The following is a 16,576-nucleotide window of genomic DNA, read 5'->3' on the forward strand; positions in this document are numbered from 1 at the left end:
CTGGCCTCCCCGTCGCGTTGGCCCTTGTCGGCGGTGCTCATCTGCGCACACACTGACATATGCGCAGAAAGGTAGGGTGGATCCGCGATGAAGCCACCGACCGTTCCGCGTGTCTCCGCTCCTGGCGTGTCTTCGCTCCTCACCCGAGCGAGTAGAGAAGGAAACCCACCCGAATGAAGCTCGAACTCCGCGGCATCACCAAACGGTTCGGTGCCCTGGTCGCGAACGACCACATCGACCTGACGGTCGAACCCGGCGAGATCCACTGCCTGCTCGGCGAGAACGGCGCAGGCAAGTCCACCCTGATGAACGTGCTCTACGGCTTCTACCAGGCCGATGAGGGCGAGATCCTGCTCGACGACGTCGTCCAGCACTTCTCCGGCCCCGGCGACGCGATGAAGTCCGGCATCGGGATGGTGCACCAGCACTTCATGCTGATCCCCGTGTTCACGGTCGCCGAGAACGTCATGCTCGGCCACGAGCAGACGAAGTTCGGCGGACGCCTGGACCTGAACGCGGCCCGCGCGAAGGTGCGCGAGATCTCCGCGCGGTTCGGGTTCCACGTCGACCCCGACGCTCTGGTCGAAGACCTGCCTGTCGGCGTGCAGCAGCGCGTGGAGATCATCAAGGCCCTGTCGCAGGATGCGAAGGTGCTGGTCTTCGACGAGCCGACCGCGGTGCTCACCCCGCAGGAGACCGACGAGCTGATGGCGATCATGCGACAGCTCAAGGAGCAGGGCACGGCCATCATCTTCATCACCCACAAGCTGCGCGAGGTGCGCGAGGTCGCCGACCGCATCACCGTGATCCGGCTGGGCAAGGTCATCGGCGAGGCGGAGCCGACCGCGACCAACGCGGAGCTCGCCTCGATGATGGTGGGCCGTGCGGTGTCGCTGACCGTCGAGAAGCTCCCGGCGACCGCCGGCGAGCCGGCTCTCGTGGTGAAGGACCTCTCGGTCATCGATCCCGTCGGACAGCTCGTCGTCAACAACGTCAGCTTCGAGGTGCGCGCTGGCGAGATCCTCGCCATCGCGGGCGTGCAGGGCAACGGCCAGACCGAGTTGACGGAGGCGATCATCGGCCTCCAGCCGCGTGTGCAGGGTCAGATCCTGCTCGACGGGAAGTCCATCCAGGGCCACAGCGTCCGCAAGGTGCTCGACGAAGGCGTCGGGTTCGTGCCGGAGGACCGCAACGAGGACGGCCTGGTGGGCGAGTTCACCATCCAGGAGAACCTGATGCTCGACCGTTCGACCGGTGATCCGTTCGTGAAGGGCGGGAACATCCAGTTCCCGTACCTGAAGGACTTCGCCGAAGAGAAAGTGCGCGAGTTCGACGTGCGGACGCAGTCCATCGACACCAAGGTCGGCCGGCTCTCCGGCGGAAACGCGCAGAAGGTGGTCCTTGCGCGCGAGCTGAGCCGCGAGCTGCGCCTGCTCGTCGCGGCGCAGCCGACGCGCGGTCTCGACGTCGGATCGATCGAGTTCGTCCACAAGCGCATCGTGGCGACGAGGGATGCCGGCGTGCCGGTCGTCGTCGTGTCCACGGAGCTCGACGAGGTGGCGGCGCTGGCCGACCGTATCGCCGTGATGTACCGCGGGGGGATCGTGGGAATCGTTCCGGGTGACACCCCCCGCGACGTCCTCGGCCTGATGATGGCCGGCGAGTCGCCCGAGCAGGCAGGAGCAGCAGCATGACCGGGACCCCGACCTCCGGCGGACCCGTGGCGCCGGCGCAGCCGGCCCCGCCCGCGCAGCCCCGCACGGCGGAGCCCGCCGGCAGGCGCGACCAGGAGCCCTCGCGCTGGAATGAGACCGTCCGCGAGATCATGAGCGGGTCGGTGGTCATCTCGATCCTCGCGGTCGTGCTGGCACTGGTCGTCGGAGCGATCCTGATCGCCGCGACGGATCCGGCGGTGCAGCACGCGTCGTCCTACTTCTTCGCGCGGCCCGGCGACACCTTCTCCGCGATCTGGTCGTCGGTGTCGAACGCGTACGTCTCGATGTTCCAGGGTGCGATCTACAACTTCCGCCGGCCCTCCTTCGCCGCGGGCATCCGGCCGTTGACCGAGACGCTCACCTTCGCCACGCCGCTGATCGTCAGCGGTCTGGGCGTCGCGCTGGCGTTCCGCGTGGGACTGTTCAACATCGGCGGCCAGGGGCAGCTCCTGATCGCGGCCGCGGCGTCGGCCTGGGTCGGGTTCTCGTTCTCGCTCCCACCGGTCGTCCACCTGGTCCTCGCGGTCCTCGCCGGCATCGTCGGCGGTGCCATCTGGGCCGGCATCGTGGGCCTTCTGAAGGCGCGGACGGGCGCGCACGAGGTGATCGTCACGATCATGCTGAACTACATCGCCTTCTATCTGATCTCGTACATGCTGCGGACCCAGGGCCTGCTGCAGGCGCCGGGGTCGAGCAACCCGAAGGCTCCTCCCGTGCACGCTAATGCGGTGTTCCCTCCGCTGTTCGGCGATCAGTACAACGTCACGTGGGCCTTCGTGCTCGTCATCGCCGCGACCGTGGTCGTCTGGTGGCTGATCAACCGGTCGGGCCTCGGTTTCCGGTTCCGCGCGGTGGGCGAGAACCCGAACGCCGCCCGTGTCGCAGGCATCAACGTCAAGAACGTCTACGTCTACGCGATGCTCATCGCCGGTGGGCTGGTCGGGATCGCCGGGGCGAGTCAAGCGCTCGGCGTCTTCCCCCAGGGCATCAGCTCGGGGGTGGATGCGGGGATCGGCTTCGACGCGATCACCGTCGCGCTGCTCGGCCGCTCGCGGCCCGGCGGTGTGTTCATCGCCGGTCTGCTCTTCGGTGCGCTCAAGGCCGGCGGCTACACCATCCAGGCGGCGAATGACATCCCCATCGACATCGTGCTCATCCTGCAGTCGCTGATCGTCCTGTTCGTCGCCGCCCCGCCGCTCGTGCGCGCGATCTTCCGTCTTCCTGCTCCGGGCACGTCGCCCCGGAGACCGCGTCCCATCGTCACGAAGGAGGTGGAGGCCAAGTGACCACCACCGCCCCCGTCATCCCCGACTCCTCGCCGATCGTCCTCGAGAAGGCGCAGATCCGCTCCTGGAAGGCACCGATCGCCTTCGGGGTGTTCGTGCTGATCAGCCTGATCCTGTTCTTCGGATTCGCGCGTCACGGGCAGAGCACCTTCCGCTTCTCCGAGAGTTCCGACGCCGTCAAGGTGCCGAACCTCACCGTCGACACGTTCGTCGCGACGACCGTGATCATCGTCCTCCTGCTCGCGGCGACGGCGTGGAGCGCGTACCTGTCGTACCAGGCCAGGAGGACGCCGATCTGGGTGGTCATCGTCTTCTCGCTGCTCTTCATGTTCGCCTTCCTGGCGTGGGCCGACTCCGGCAGTCCCTACCCGGTCCCGGTCACGGGCCTGCTGCTCGGCACGATCAGCCTCGCCGTCCCGCTCGTGTTCGGTGCCCTCGGGGGCGTCGTGTCGGAGCGCGGAGGCGTCGTCAACGTCGCGATCGAGGGCCAGCTGCTCGCCGGCGCGTTCGTCTCGGCGATGACGGCGACTCTCACCGGGAGCTGGGTCGTCGGGCTCGTCGCCGCGATGATCGCCGGCGTGCTGGTCTCCTTCCTCCTCGGCGCCTTCGGCATCAAGTACCTGGTCGACCAGGTCATCGTCGGAGTCGTGCTCAATGTGCTGGTGATCGGCCTCACGAGCTTCCTCTATTCCAAGGTCCTGGCCGGCGACCCGCAGCTGCTCAACCACCCTCCGCGCCTGCCGCAGTGGCCGATCCCGCTGCTCAGCGACATCCCGGTCATCGGCAAGGTCCTGTTCGACCAGTCGATCATCGAGTACCTGATGTACATCGCGGTCTTCCTGGTCTGGTTCGGGCTGTTCAAGACCCGCTGGGGCCTGCGGCTGCGGTCGGTCGGCGAGCACCCCGAGGCGGCCGACACGGTCGGCATCAACGTCAACAGCACCCGCTTCTGGAACGTCTCCCTCGCCGGCGCGATCGCCGGTCTCGGCGGGGCCTACTACACGCTGGGTTCGGTGGGCGCGTTCTCCAAGGAGATGACCGCAGGCCAAGGGTTCATCGCCCTCGCGGCCGTCATCTTCGGGCGGTGGGACCCCATCCGTGCCACCCTCGCCGCGCTCCTGTTCGGCTTCGCGACGAACCTGCAGAACGTGCTCAGCACCATCGGCTCGCCCGTCCCGAGCGAGTTCATGCTGATGCTCCCGTACGTCGTGACCATCCTCGCCGTCGCCGGCCTGGTCGGTCTCTCCCGTGCCCCCGCGGCCGACGGGAAGCCGTACATCAAGTCATGAGCAGCGTCCCCCTCTCGCCCGGCACCATCGACTGGGATGCGCTGCGCGCCGCGGCGAACGAAGCGATGGCGCACGCCTACGTCCCCTACTCGAAGTTCCCCGTCGGGGCCGCGGCCCTGGTGGACGACGGCCGCATCGTCAGCGGCTGCAACGTCGAGAACGCGAGCTACGGGATCACGCTGTGCGCGGAGTGCGGGCTCGTGTCGTCGCTCGCGATGACCGGCGGCGGCCACCTCGTCGCATTCACCTGCGTGGACGGCGACGGTGCGACGCTCATGCCGTGCGGCCGCTGCCGGCAGCTCCTCTACGAGCACTCCGCCGAAGGGATGCTGCTGGAGACCGTCTCGGGCATCCGCACCATCGACGAGGTGCTGCCCGACGCCTTCGGGCCGCGCCAGCTCGCCGCGTACGCGGCCGAGCACGAGAACGACTGAACAGGAAACCTCCGTGACCGACCGTGCAGAAGTCGAGGCGTTCGACGCCGTCGACCTGATCAGGACCAAGCGCGACCGCGGCGAACTGAGCACCGCCCAGATCGACTGGCTCATCGACGCCTACACCCGCGGCTACGTGGGGGACGAGCAGATGTCCGCGATGACGATGGCGATCTTCCTCAACGGGATGACCCGCCGCGAGATCAAGGACATGACGCTGGCCATGATCGCGTCCGGCGAACGGATGGACTTCTCGGGGCTCGGGAAGCCGACCGCCGACAAGCACTCCACGGGCGGAGTGGGCGACAAGATCACCCTGCCGCTGATGCCGCTCGTCGCGACGTTCGGCGTCGCGGTCCCGCAGCTGTCCGGCCGCGGGCTCGGTCACACCGGCGGGACGCTCGACAAGCTGGAGAGCATCCCGGGCTGGCGGGCAAACCTCAGCAACGAGGAGATGTTCGCGCAGCTGCAGAACGAGGGCGGCGTGATCTGCGCCGCCGGATCCGGTCTCGCGCCCGCGGACGGCAAGCTCTACGCCCTGCGCGACATCACCGGCACGGTCGAGGCCATCCCGCTGATCGCGTCCTCCATCATGTCGAAGAAGATCGCCGAAGGCACGGGCGCTCTCGTGCTGGACGTGAAGTTCGGCTCCGGTGCGTTCCTCAAGGACATCGAGCGGTCGCGGGAGCTCGCCCGGACGATGGTGGAACTGGGCCGGGATGCGGGTGTCGCGACCTCGGCGCTGCTCACCGACATGAACGTGCCGCTCGGGCGTGCGATCGGCAACGCCAACGAGGTGCGGGAGTCGGTGGAGGTGCTCGCCGGCGGCGGCCCGGCCGACATCGTCGAACTGACCGTGGCCCTGGCGCGCGAGATGCTGGCACTCGCCGGACGGCCGGACGAGGACGTGGAGGCCGCGCTGAAGGACGGCCGCGCGATGGACAAGTGGCGCGAGGTCATCCGTGCGCAAGGCGGAGACCCGGAGGCGGCCCTGCCGGTGGCGAAGGAGACGCACACCGTGGTCGCCCAGGAGGACGGCATCCTCGTGGAGCAGCAGGCCCTGCCGTTCGGCATCGCCGCCTGGCGGCTCGGGGCGGGGCGGGCGCGCAAGCAGGATCCGGTGCAGCACGCGGCCGGGATCGACCTGCACGCGAAGCCCGGCGACACGGTGCGCGCGGGAGAGCCGCTGTTCACGCTGTCGGCGGACGAGCCGGCCCGCTTCGAGCGCGCCCTCGAAGCGCTCGAAGGCGCCTACCGCATCGCGCCGGCCGGGACGCCCTTCGAGCGCGGCCCGCTGATCGCCGATCGCATCGCCTAGGGTGGGGGACATGAACGACGCCTGGAACGAGTACACGCTGGCCGACGGCACCGAGGTGCGGCCCCTGCCGAAGGTCTCCCTGCACGACCACCTGGACGGCGGCCTTCGCCCCGGGACCGTGATCGAGCTCGCCGAGGAGATCGGGCTGGAGCTCCCGGCACGGGATGCGGGCGAGCTGGCCCGCTGGTTCGCCGAGAAGTCGAACTCGGGCTCCCTCGTCGAATACCTCAAGACCTTCGATCTGACCACCGCCGTGATGCAGACCCGCGAGGGACTCGTCCGCGTCGCCCGCGAGTCCGTGCAGGACCTCGGAGCCGACGGCGTCGTCTACGGCGAGCTCCGCTGGGCCCCCGAGCAGCACCTCTCGGCGGGCCTGAGCCTCGACGAGACGGTCGAGGCGGTGCAGGAGGGCATCGAGCTGGGCATCGAGGACGTGCGCGCGGCCGGCGGCCGCATCCGGATCGGGCAGCTGGTCTCGGCCATGCGCCACAACGACCGCGGACGTGAGCTCGCCGAGCTCGCCGTCCGCCACCGCGACCGCGGGGTCGTCGGCTTCGACATCGCCGGGCCCGAGGCCGGCTTCCCGGCGTCGAAGCACCGCGAGGCCTTCGACTACCTGGCCTCCGAGTTCTTCCCCACCACCGTCCACGCGGGCGAGGCCGACGGGCTGGACAGCATCCGCGGCGCGCTCCTGGACGGACGTGCGCTGCGCCTCGGCCACGGCGTCCGGCTCGCGGAGGACATCACGATCGAGCGTCAGGACGACGAGAACACGTACGTCACTCTGGGGACGCTCTCGCAGTGGGTCAAGGACCGCGAGATCGCGCTCGAGACGAGCCCGACCTCCAACCTGCAGACCGGCGCGATCGCGGCGTGGGGCGACGACATCCTCGACCACCCCTTCGATCTGCTCTACCAGCTGGGCTTCCGCGTCACGGTGAACACCGACAACCGCCTGATGAGCGGCACGACGCTGACCCGTGAGCTGAGCATCCTCGCCGACGCTTTTGCCTACGACCGCACGGACCTGGAGATCTTCCAGCTCAACGCTGCAGCAGGCGCGTTCCTCCCCATCGAGGAGCGCGAGGAGCTGGCCGAGATCATCACAGCAGGTTTCGAGGGTTCGTAACGCCCTGGGCGTTACCCTTGAGATATGCCACTGCCACCGCTGCCCGATTCCGCCATCACCGTCGGTGCGCACGCCGGCGGCTGGCGCGAAGCGGTCGAGCTGGCAGGGGAGGCGCTGGCCCGTTCCGGCGCCACCGAGCAGGGCTACGCGCAGCGGATGGTCCAGGTGATCGAGGAGTTCGGAGCGTACATCGTGATCGCACCGGGCCTTGCTCTGGCGCATGCGCGGCCCGGGCCCGACGTGAACTCGGACGGGCTGTCGGTCGTCACTCTCGATGAGCCCGTCGTCTTCGGCCACCCGCACAACGACCCCGTGTCGGTGGTGCTGGGGCTGGCCGTCTCGACGCCGGAGGCGCACGTGACGAGCGTGGCGGAACTGGCCAACGTCTTCAACGACCCCGGCGCCATCCCGGCCCTCGCTGCGGCGACGGACATCGCGGACGTGCAGCGCATCCTTTCGCTGAGCGAGCAGAATGCGGCACGATGAGGGTCGTCCCTGATGCGGGGAAGGCCCTGATGAGGAAGGCGGCTCCGTGAAGATCGTGGCGATCTGCGGAGTGGGCGTCGGCACCTCCGGCATCCTGAAGGTCAACGCCGAGCGCGTCCTCGACCGGCTCGGGATCGACGCCGACGTCACGGCGTCCGACGCCGCCCACATCGAGGAGGCCGCGGCCGACGCGCAGGTCGTGCTGACCTCGCCGGAACTCGTGGACCGGATCGGGCCGACCAACGCCGACGTGATCGTCGTGCAGAACTACTTCGACCTCGAGGAGCTGGAGCGGAAGCTCGACGAGGCCCTCGGGTAGCGTCCGTCACCCTCGCCGGCGACGCCCCGCACGCTCGGCGAAGGCCGTCAGGGCGTCGAGGACGTCGACGTTGATCCAGGTCCGGTTCCGCTTCGCTGACCCGCCCCGGGCCAGGATGCCGCGCTCGACCAGGACATCGAGTCCGCTGGCGACCGCAGGTCGGCTGGAGCCGCTGAGGCGCGCGGCCGTCGCCGTGTTCAGCACGGGGAACTCGATCGAGATCTGTGCGAGCTTCCTCGCGACCGAGTCGGCGCGAACCCCCGAGAGCCTGTCCTGCCAGCTCGCCTGCGCATCCTCGATGTCACGGGCCAGTCGGTGGGCGTTGGCGACGCCGGTCAGCGACGCCTCGGCGAAAACCTGCACGATGGGCTCGTGGTCGCCGGTGCGGAATTGCGTCAGCGCGTCGAAGTAGCGCTCGATCTCGGTGAGAAGTCCGGCCGAGACGGGTACGGCCAGCTGCCGAAGCACGCCGGAATGCCTCAGCATGGAGTGGAGGAGCGCGCGTCCGGTGCGACCGTTGCCGTCCGGGAACGGGTGGATGGTCTCGAATTGGGCGTGGGCGATCGCCGCCTGAGCAAGCGGAGGGAGGTCCGTCCGCCGCGCGAAGGCGATGAGGTCGTCCATCGCTGCGGGTACCCGCTCGTGATGTGGAGGGACGAAGCCGGCCGTCTGGGGCAGCTGGCCGCCGATCCACACCTGTTCCTCGCGGAAGCGTCCCGTCGTCTGCGGGCTCGCCTCGCCGAGCAGGGCCGTGTGCATCGCGATGATCGACGCGTTGCTGATGTCGCCCGCAAGGGCGAGCGCCGCCTCCATGGCGTGCACATTGCTCACGATCAGCCGGGCGTTCCCTTCCGTGCGCTCTCCGATCACAGCTTCGGCGATGGCGCGCGGCCCGGCGGTGAGCTGCTCGATCTGGGAGCTGGAAGCGGATTCGGTACGCAGGAGGATGGCCGAGAACGGAGCCACGAAATACGCGCGTTCCGCGTCGAAGCGGACAAGCTCCTGCGTCGCATCGTCGACCTCGGCGAGCAGTGCCGGCGAGAACGGGAATTCTGCCGTCGCGAGAGCGGGCGGCACGGCCGCCTGGTAGGGGCGGCGCCGAAGCAGCTGCATTCGTCGTGACGCGTACTCGGCCTCGGCGCGATCAGGAAGCGTCCGGGATTCATACGAGAGTGCGGTCGACATCCTTACCTTTCCGGTCGTCGTTATGAAAGGTTAGCAGCTTAACCTTTCATAAGGCCTCTGCTTAAAAAAGGTTAGTCAGGCATCCAGGAGGACGGTGGGAGCGGCCGCTGTCCCGCTCGCCGGCGCTGAGGCTCGGCCGGGTCAGGCGGTGAGCACCCGCATCGCCTCGGCGAGCGCGGCGACGCGAGCGGTCGCTGTCGCGCGGCGCTCCTCCACCGTTCCCTCGTCGCTCGAGGCGTCGATGTAGATCTTGAGCTTCGGCTCGGTGCCGCTCGGGCGCACCATGACGCGTGAGCCGTCCTCGAGCAGGATGCGGAGCACGTCACTCGGAGGCAGCCCGCCGAAGCCGTCGCGCAGGTCGTCGATCTGCCGGACCCGCACCTCGCCCAGCCGGCTCGGCGGGGTCGCCCGGAGCGCGGCCATGATCTCCGCGATCCGCGTCAGGTCGGTCACGCGCAGGGAGATCTGGTCGCTGGCGAAGAAGCCGAACCGCTCGGCGAAGGCGTCCAGGTGCTGGGCGATGGTCACGCCGTCCGCGGCGAGGTCGTTCGCGAGGTCGAGGAAGGCGACCGCGGCCGAGATGCCGTCCTTGTCGCGCACCGTCTCAGGGTTCACCAGGTAGCCGAGCGCCTCCTCGTAGCCGTAGATCAGACCCGGCGCACGGGACACCCACTTGAAGCCCGTGAGGGTGTCCGCGAAGTCGAGGCGATACGCGCCGGCGACCGCGGCGAGGGCCGGGGAGGAGACGACGGAGCAGGCCAGCGTACCGAAGGGTCCCCGGTCGCCGCCGTACGTGCCGGCGAGCTCGGCGGCACGCCAGCCGAGCAGTGCACCGACCTCGTTGCCGGAGAGACGTCGATAGCCATCGGCGCTGCCGGAATCCGGAATGGCCACCGCGAGGCGGTCGGCGTCCGGGTCGTTGGCGATGATCAGGTCGGCGCGCGCCTCCCGGGCGGTGGCGAAGGAGAGGTCCATCGCACCTGGCTCCTCCGGGTTCGGAAAGGCGACCGTCGGGAAGGCGGGGTCCGGGTCGATCTGCTCCGCTACGGGGGTCGGGGAGGCGAACCCGGCGCGCGCGAACACCTCACGGGCGGTGCGCCAGCCGACGCCGTGCATCGCCGTGTACACGAACGAGACGGCGTCGCGCGCAGCACCGGAGGCCGCGACGGCGACTGTCGCGTCGATGTACGCCTGCTCGATGTCGTCCGAGGCGACCTCGTAGCGGTCGGAGCGCGCCAGGTCGGCGACGCTTCCCGCCGCGACCTCGAGGATGTGCGCCGCGATCTCCGCGTCGACCGGGGAGACGATCTGCGAACCATGGTCCTCTCCGCCCAGGTACACCTTGTACCCGTTGTCGTCGGGCGGGTTGTGGCTGGCCGTGACCATGACGCCGGCGCTGGCATCCAGGTGGCGGACGGCGAATGCCAGCACCGGCGTCGGCATCAGGCGGGGGAGCAGGACGGCGTGGATGCCTGCGCCCGCCATCAGCTCGGCGGTGTCGCGGGCGAAGACGTCGGAGTTCTTCCGTCCGTCGTAGCCGATCACGACCGACGGAGTCCTGTCCTCCTCGGCGTGCTCGAGCAGCCAGCGTGCGAAGCCCGCCGCCGCCTGGGCCACCAGCACGCGGTTCATCCGGTTCGGGCCGGCCGCGATCGCGCCGCGCAGGCCGGCGGTCCCGAACGCGAGGCGCTCGTCGAATCGCGAGTGCAGGTCGGCGACCGCCTCGGCCGAGCCGGCCTCGGCGGCGACGATGAGCCCATCCAATTCGTCGCGGGTCTCCGGATCCGGGTCCTGTGCCAGCCAGGCGCGGGCCTCGGCGAGAAGCTGCGGCGTGCCCTTCGGCTCGCTCAGGGTCGTCCCGCTCACAGTGCCTCCACGATCCGGGCGAGGAGGGCGCTGATCACCGGCTCGGCGGCGCGACCCGCTTCGATGACCTCTTCGTGGCTGAGGGGCGTCTTCTGGATGCCCGCGGCCAGATTCGTGACGAGCGACATGCCGAGGATCTCCATCCCCGCCTGGCGTGCCGCGATCGCCTCGAGGGCCGTGGACATCCCGACGATGTGACCGCCGATCGCCTTCGCCATCTGCACTTCGGCGGGCGTCTCGTAGTGCGGTCCGCGGAACTGCGTGTAGACGCCCTCGTCGAGCGTCGGGTCGATCGTGCGTGCGAGGTCGCGCAGCCGCTTCGAGTAGAGGTCCGTCAGGTCGATGAACGTCGCGCCCTCGAGCGGCGAGTCCGCCGTCAGGTTGATGTGGTCGCTGATCAGGACGGGCGTGCCCGGCTTCCAGTGCTCCTTGATGCCGCCTGCGCCGTTGGTGAGGATCATCGTCGTGGCACCGGCGGCCGCGGCGGTGCGCACGCTGTGGACGACCCGGCGGACCCCGTGCGCCTCGTAGTAGTGGGTGCGTGCGCCGATCACCAGCGCGTGCTTGCCGTTCGGCAGCCGGACCGAGCGGAGGGTCCCGACGTGACCTTCCAGCGCGGGCTTGCTGAAGCCGACGATCTCCGTGGCCGGGATGGTCGCGACCGTCTCTCCGATGAGGTCGGCGGCCCTGCCCCAGCCGCTGCCCAGGGTGAGCGCGATGTCGTGACGCTCCACTCCGGTCTTCTCGGCCAGTTGGGCGGCCGCCTGCTGTGCCACGTCGAACGGATCGGCGGCGGGGTCGTCGAGCGGGTTGGTGATGGATTCGAGCATGAGGCAACTCTACTGAGCGCCGCTTTCCTCACCGGATCCGGACGCGTGCGCATCGGTGCGGGCCATACGGAAGAATGGTGCGCATGGCGTATGAATTCGAGCGCAAGCAGCGCATCGCGGTCCTCGGCGGCGGCCCCGGCGGCTACGAGGCGGCCCTGGCGGGCGCGCAGCTGGGTGCCGAGGTGACGATCGTAGAGCGGTCCGGAGTGGGCGGCTCGGCGGTGATCACGGATGTCGTGCCCTCGAAGAGCCTCATCGCGACCGCCGAGGCGACCAACGCGCTCGCCGAAGCGGCCGATCTCGGCGTCCAGTTCTTCTCCCGCGGCGAGAACGGCAAGCCGGCCCGTCCGGAGATCGCCGTCAACCTCGCCGCGGTGAACAAGCGCCTCATGGGCCTCGCGCGTCAGCAGTCCGAGGACATGCGCGCCGAGCTGGTCCGCTCCGGCGTCCGGATCGTGACCGGCGAGGGCCGGCTCGACGGCGCGAGCGCGGTCATCGTCTCGACGTCCAAGGGCGATTCCGGGACCGACTTCGACCGGGTGGAGGCCGACACGATCGTCGTCGCGGTCGGCGCGAGCCCGCGCATCCTGCCCTCCGCCGAGCCCGACGGGGAGCGCATCCTGACCTGGACGCAGCTGTACGACCTCGACTCGGTGCCCGCTCACCTGATCGTGGTGGGTTCCGGCGTCACCGGCGCCGAGTTCGCCTCGGCGTACACGGCTCTCGGGTCGAAGGTCACGCTGATCTCGTCGCGGGACCAGGTTCTCCCGGGCGAAGACGCGGATGCGGCCCACGTGATCGAGAACGTGTTCAAGCGCAACGGCATGCAGGTGCTGTCGAAGTCGCGCGCGGAATCCGTGGTCCGCACGAAGGACGGCGTCGTCGCCACCCTGACGGACGGCCGCACGATCGAGGGCTCGCACTGCCTGATGGCGGTCGGCTCCGTGGCGAACACGGCGGGGATCGGGCTGGAGCAGGCCGGGGTTCAGCTGGCATCGTCCGGTCACATCCGGGTCAACCGGGTGGCCCGCACGTCCATCCCGAACATCTACGCGGCCGGCGACTGCTCCGACTCCCTGCCCCTGGCCTCGGTCGCGTCGATGCAGGGCCGGACGGCGGTGTTCCACGCCATGGGCGACGCCGTGAACCCGATCGAGCTGCGCAACGTCAGCTCCAACATCTTCACGCAGCCCGAGATCGCCACGGTCGGCTGGAGCCAGAAGCAGATCGAGGAGGGCATCGCTCAGGGCGACATCTACAAGCTGCCTCTCAAATCCAACCCACGGGCCAAGATGCTCGGCATCCGCGACGGCTTCGTGAAGCTGTTCGCGCGTACGGGCTCCGGAACGGTGATCGGCGGCGTCATCGTGGCGCCGCGCGCCTCCGAGCTGATCTTCCCGCTCGCACTCGCCGTCGAACAGCGGCTCACGGTCGACCAGGTCGCCCGGGCGTTCACGGTGTACCCGTCGCTGTCCGGATCGATCACCGACGCCGCGCGGGCGATGCACATCGTCCTCTGAGGCCGGGTCGGGCGCATCGTCCTGCGCCCGTTGACGGCGTCGGAAACGGAGGCGATGCGCCCGATTTCGTCCACTGAACGCCTCCCTAACCTTCGTCCGTCGGCGTGTCGGACTGGGATCTCCTCCGTTTCCGACGTCCACTCCTGCTCCCGTTGACGTCGTCGGAAAGGGAGGCGGTGTGCCCGGATTCGTCCGCTGGACGCCTCCCGAACCCTCGCGCCCCGGCGTGTCGGACTGAGAACTCCTCCGTTTCCGGCAGGCCACCCGCCCCATATTTCTGGCCGGCCATTCGCTCACAGAGTCCCGGCCGACGGACTTATCCACAGATTTCCGGCCGGCCGCCGTTCAGCGCGTCCGCTCTCGCACGATGGAAGCCATGGATTGGATGGCAGAACTGAGGCGGCTCGGCGGGGCTGCGTCCGTGCGTCAGCTTCGAGCGGCCGGCGCCACGGAGCGCGCGCTGAGCAACGCCGTCGCCGTGGGCCGTCTCGTTCGGCCCCGAACTGGTCGTTACGTGCTGCCCGATGCCGCAGAGCCGCTGCTCGCCGCCGTTCGCGCGGGCGCGAAGCTCTCGTGCGTCACAGCCGCGCGAAGCTACGGACTGTGGGGCGGGAACGACCTTCGTACGCACCTCAGGATGCCCCCGCACGCGGGAAGGCCGGGGAGCGCGAACGCCACGCAGGTCCGCCACTGGAGTCGAAGCGAACGACAGGAGGAGATCTGGCGGGTCTCCCTGGCCGATTGCCTTCGGAGCGTGGTCCGATGTTCCGATCAGGAGACCGCTGTCGCCGTGCTCGACACGGCCATCTCCTCCGGCCGCATCACACGATCCGGCTTACGCAGGGTGTTCCAGCGGGAGCCGCAGCGATCGCGGAACGTGGCCGAGCTCGCCCGGCCGGGCTCCGATTCCGGGGTCGAATCCCTCCTTCGTCAGCGACTCATCGCCCGCGATCACGTCGTGGAACAGCAGATTGCGGTGCCCGGGGTGGGCCGAGTGGATGTGCGGGTGGACGGAGTCCTGTATGTCGAGGTCGACGGCTACGAGTTCCACCGCGGACGCGCGGCCTTCGAGCGCGACCGGCAGCGCGACACCGGCCTGGCTCTCCTGGGAGCCCGGTGGATGCGGTTTTCGGCCCGCGAGGTGCTGCAGAGTCCCGAAAACGTCGTCGCGACGATCGAACGGGGTGTGCGGGTGGCGGAAAGGGAGGCGATCAGTGGATCACGGACAGGCTGATGCGCCATACGGAGGAAGAGCCGCGAGATGGCGCCGAGAACTCCTCCGTTGGCTACGAGAGGCGATCGCGACTCGAGTGCTGGAGCCGATTCGGGCGCTGGAGCCGACGCGAGCGACGATGCCGATTCGGGCGCTGGAGCCGACGCGAGCGCTAGACGATGTTGAGCAGCAGGTGTCCCGAGGACACGGTGTCGCCGACGGTCGCGTTGATGCCGGAGACGGTGCCGTCCTTGTGGGCGGTCAGCGGCTGCTCCATCTTCATCGCCTCGAGGACCAGCACGAGGTCGCCCTTCACCACCGGATCCCCGTCTTCGACGGCGACCTTGACCACCGTCGCCTGCATCGGCGCGGTGACGGAGTCGCCGGTGGCGGTGTCCACTGCATGCGAACCGCCTCGGCGACGGGGAGCAGCGGGCGTTGCCTCAGCCGCGCCACCGCTGAGCAGCCTCGCCGGGAGGGAGACCTCGATACGCTTGCCTTCGACCTCCACCACGACGCTGTTGCGACGTTCCGAGGCGGGCTGGCCGGTCAGCTCGCCCGACCAGGGCTCGATCTCGTTCGTCCACTCGGTCTCGATCCAGCGGGTGTACACCGAGAACGGCTCGCCGTCCTGCGGCGCGAACGCCGGGTCGCGCACGATCGCGCGGTGGAATGGGAGCACGGTGGGCAGCCCGGCGACTTCGAACTCGTCGAGGGCGCGACGCGAGCGCTCCAGGGCCTCCTCGCGGCTGGAACCCGTGACGATGAGCTTCGCCAGCATGGAGTCGAAGGCGCCGCTGATGACATCGCCCGCCTGGATGCCGCTGTCGACGCGCACGCCCGGACCGCCGGCCGGCTTGAAGACGTGGACCGGGCCGGGCGACGGGATGAAGCCGCGACCGGCGTCCTCGCCATTGATGCGGAATTCGAAGGAGTGGCCGCGCGGCGCGGGGTCGTCGTAGTCGAGCTCGCCGCCCTCGGCGAGGCGGAACTGCTCGCGCACGAGGTCGATGCCGGTGACCTCCTCCGAGACGGGGTGCTCCACCTGCAGACGGGTGTTCACTTCGAGGAAGGACACCGTCCCGTCCTTGCCGATGAGGAATTCGCAGGTGCCTGCGCCCTGGTAGCCGACCTCCTGCAGGATGGCTTTGGAGGATGTGTAGAGCTTCTCGGTCTGCTCGGGCGTCAGGAACGGCGCAGGCGCCTCCTCCACGAGCTTCTGGTGCCGGCGCTGCAGCGAGCAGTCGCGCGTCGAGACGACGACCACGTTGCCGTACGCGTCGGCGAGGCACTGCGTCTCGACGTGGCGGGGCTGGTCCAGGTACTTCTCGACGAAGCACTCGCCGCGACCGAACGCCGCGATCGCCTCGCGGGTGGCCGACTCGAACAGCTCGGCGACCTCTTCGCGGGTACGGGCCACCTTGAGGCCACGACCGCCACCGCCGAACGCCGCCTTGATGGCGACGGGGAGGCCGTGCACGTCGACGAAGTCGAGCACCTCGGCCGCGTCCGCCACCGGGTTCAGGGTTCCGGGAGCGAGCGGCGCTCCGACCTTCTCCGCCACATGACGGGCCGAGACCTTGTCGCCCAGCCGCTCGATGGCCTCGGGCGACGGACCGATCCAGGTCAGGCCGGCCGCGATGACGGCGCGCGCGAAGTCCGCGTTCTCGGCCAGGAACCCGTAGCCGGGATGCACCGCGTCCGCGCCGGAACGGCGGGCCACGGAGAGCAGCTTCTCGATGACCAGATACGTCTCGGCACTGGTCGTCCCGTCCAGGGCGTAGGCCTCGTCGGCGAGGCGGACGTGAACGGCGTCGCGATCCTGGTCCGCGTACACGGCGACGGAGGCGATCCCGCTGTCCTTCGCCGCCCGGATGACGCGGACGGCGATCTCCCCGCGGTTGGCGATCAAAACCTTCGTGATACGTGGCACAGTTCCCTAGCCTATTGCTCGATATCGAACGGGATTTGGTCGATCCTCACAAA

At 69.3% G+C, this 16,576-nt stretch carries 14 protein-coding genes; 10 read left to right on the forward strand and 4 right to left on the reverse strand.

Going from position 1 to position 16,576, the window contains the following annotated elements; translation table 11 throughout:
- The first annotated feature begins 173 nt into the window (after positions 1–173).
- From BM287_RS05035 to BM287_RS05070, 8 genes are read left to right on the forward strand one after another with little or no spacing between them, the layout of a single operon-like run.
- Entirely contained in the window at positions 174–1,694 is a 1,521-nt protein-coding gene (locus BM287_RS05035) for an ABC transporter ATP-binding protein (protein WP_090036589.1), read from the forward strand.
- The gene (locus BM287_RS05040) at positions 1,691–3,001 is read left to right on the forward strand and encodes an ABC transporter permease (protein WP_090036591.1); all 1,311 of its coding nucleotides are present in this window, start codon (positions 1,691–1,693) and stop codon (positions 2,999–3,001) included. The genes BM287_RS05035 and BM287_RS05040 overlap by 4 nt, the downstream gene beginning before the upstream one ends.
- Positions 2,998–4,290, forward strand: coding sequence for an ABC transporter permease (locus tag BM287_RS05045; RefSeq protein ID WP_090036593.1), 1,293 nt, complete (start codon positions 2,998–3,000; stop codon positions 4,288–4,290). Before BM287_RS05040 ends, BM287_RS05045 begins: the two co-directional genes overlap by 4 nt.
- Entirely contained in the window at positions 4,287–4,724 is a 438-nt protein-coding gene (locus BM287_RS05050; RefSeq protein ID WP_090036595.1) for a cytidine deaminase, read from the forward strand. Before BM287_RS05045 ends, BM287_RS05050 begins: the two co-directional genes overlap by 4 nt.
- 13 nt (positions 4,725–4,737) lie before the next feature.
- Positions 4,738–6,042 carry a thymidine phosphorylase gene (locus tag BM287_RS05055; protein WP_090036597.1) on the forward strand — a complete coding sequence of 435 codons (1,305 nt, stop codon included), beginning with the start codon at positions 4,738–4,740 and terminating at the stop codon, positions 6,040–6,042.
- Between the two features lie 10 nt (positions 6,043–6,052).
- Positions 6,053–7,171, forward strand: coding sequence for an adenosine deaminase (locus BM287_RS05060; protein WP_090036891.1), 1,119 nt, complete (start codon positions 6,053–6,055; stop codon positions 7,169–7,171).
- A 24-nt stretch (positions 7,172–7,195) separates the two neighbouring features.
- Entirely contained in the window at positions 7,196–7,657 is a 462-nt protein-coding gene (locus BM287_RS05065; RefSeq protein ID WP_090036599.1) for a PTS sugar transporter subunit IIA, read from the forward strand.
- Between the two features lie 46 nt (positions 7,658–7,703).
- Positions 7,704–7,976, forward strand: coding sequence for a PTS sugar transporter subunit IIB (locus tag BM287_RS05070; RefSeq protein WP_090036601.1), 273 nt, complete (start codon positions 7,704–7,706; stop codon positions 7,974–7,976).
- Positions 7,977–7,982: 6 nt separating this feature from the next.
- Here BM287_RS05070 and BM287_RS05075 read toward each other — a convergent pair whose 3' ends face one another.
- The 3 genes from BM287_RS05075 to BM287_RS05085 form a co-directional block, all read right to left on the reverse strand.
- Complete coding sequence (locus BM287_RS05075; RefSeq protein WP_090036603.1) at positions 7,983–9,161, reverse strand: Fic family protein; 1,179 nt, start codon at positions 9,159–9,161, stop codon at positions 7,983–7,985.
- 141 nt (positions 9,162–9,302) lie between these two features.
- Positions 9,303–11,027 (reverse strand): phospho-sugar mutase, encoded by a 1,725-nt coding sequence (locus BM287_RS05080; RefSeq protein ID WP_090036605.1) that lies wholly within the window; start codon positions 11,025–11,027, stop codon positions 9,303–9,305.
- Entirely contained in the window at positions 11,024–11,857 is an 834-nt protein-coding gene (locus BM287_RS05085; protein WP_090036607.1) for a purine-nucleoside phosphorylase, read from the reverse strand. The genes BM287_RS05080 and BM287_RS05085 overlap by 4 nt, the downstream gene beginning before the upstream one ends.
- A gap of 83 nt (positions 11,858–11,940) precedes the next feature.
- On the opposite strand from BM287_RS05085, the gene BM287_RS05090 reads away from it, so the two are divergent.
- Complete coding sequence (locus BM287_RS05090) at positions 11,941–13,377, forward strand: NAD(P)H-quinone dehydrogenase (RefSeq protein ID WP_090036892.1); 1,437 nt, start codon at positions 11,941–11,943, stop codon at positions 13,375–13,377.
- 754 nt (positions 13,378–14,131) lie between these two features.
- The gene (locus BM287_RS18030) at positions 14,132–14,611 is read left to right on the forward strand and encodes an endonuclease domain-containing protein (RefSeq protein ID WP_244527900.1); all 480 of its coding nucleotides are present in this window, start codon (positions 14,132–14,134) and stop codon (positions 14,609–14,611) included.
- Between the two features lie 151 nt (positions 14,612–14,762).
- Here BM287_RS18030 and BM287_RS05100 read toward each other — a convergent pair whose 3' ends face one another.
- Positions 14,763–16,523 carry an acetyl/propionyl/methylcrotonyl-CoA carboxylase subunit alpha gene (locus tag BM287_RS05100; protein ID WP_090036612.1) on the reverse strand — a complete coding sequence of 587 codons (1,761 nt, stop codon included), beginning with the start codon at positions 16,521–16,523 and terminating at the stop codon, positions 14,763–14,765.
- Positions 16,524–16,576: the final 53 nt, after the last annotated feature.

Source organism: Leifsonia sp. CL147, from assembly GCF_900114565.1.
In the GTDB taxonomy this organism is placed as follows: domain Bacteria; phylum Actinomycetota; class Actinomycetes; order Actinomycetales; family Microbacteriaceae; genus Leifsonia.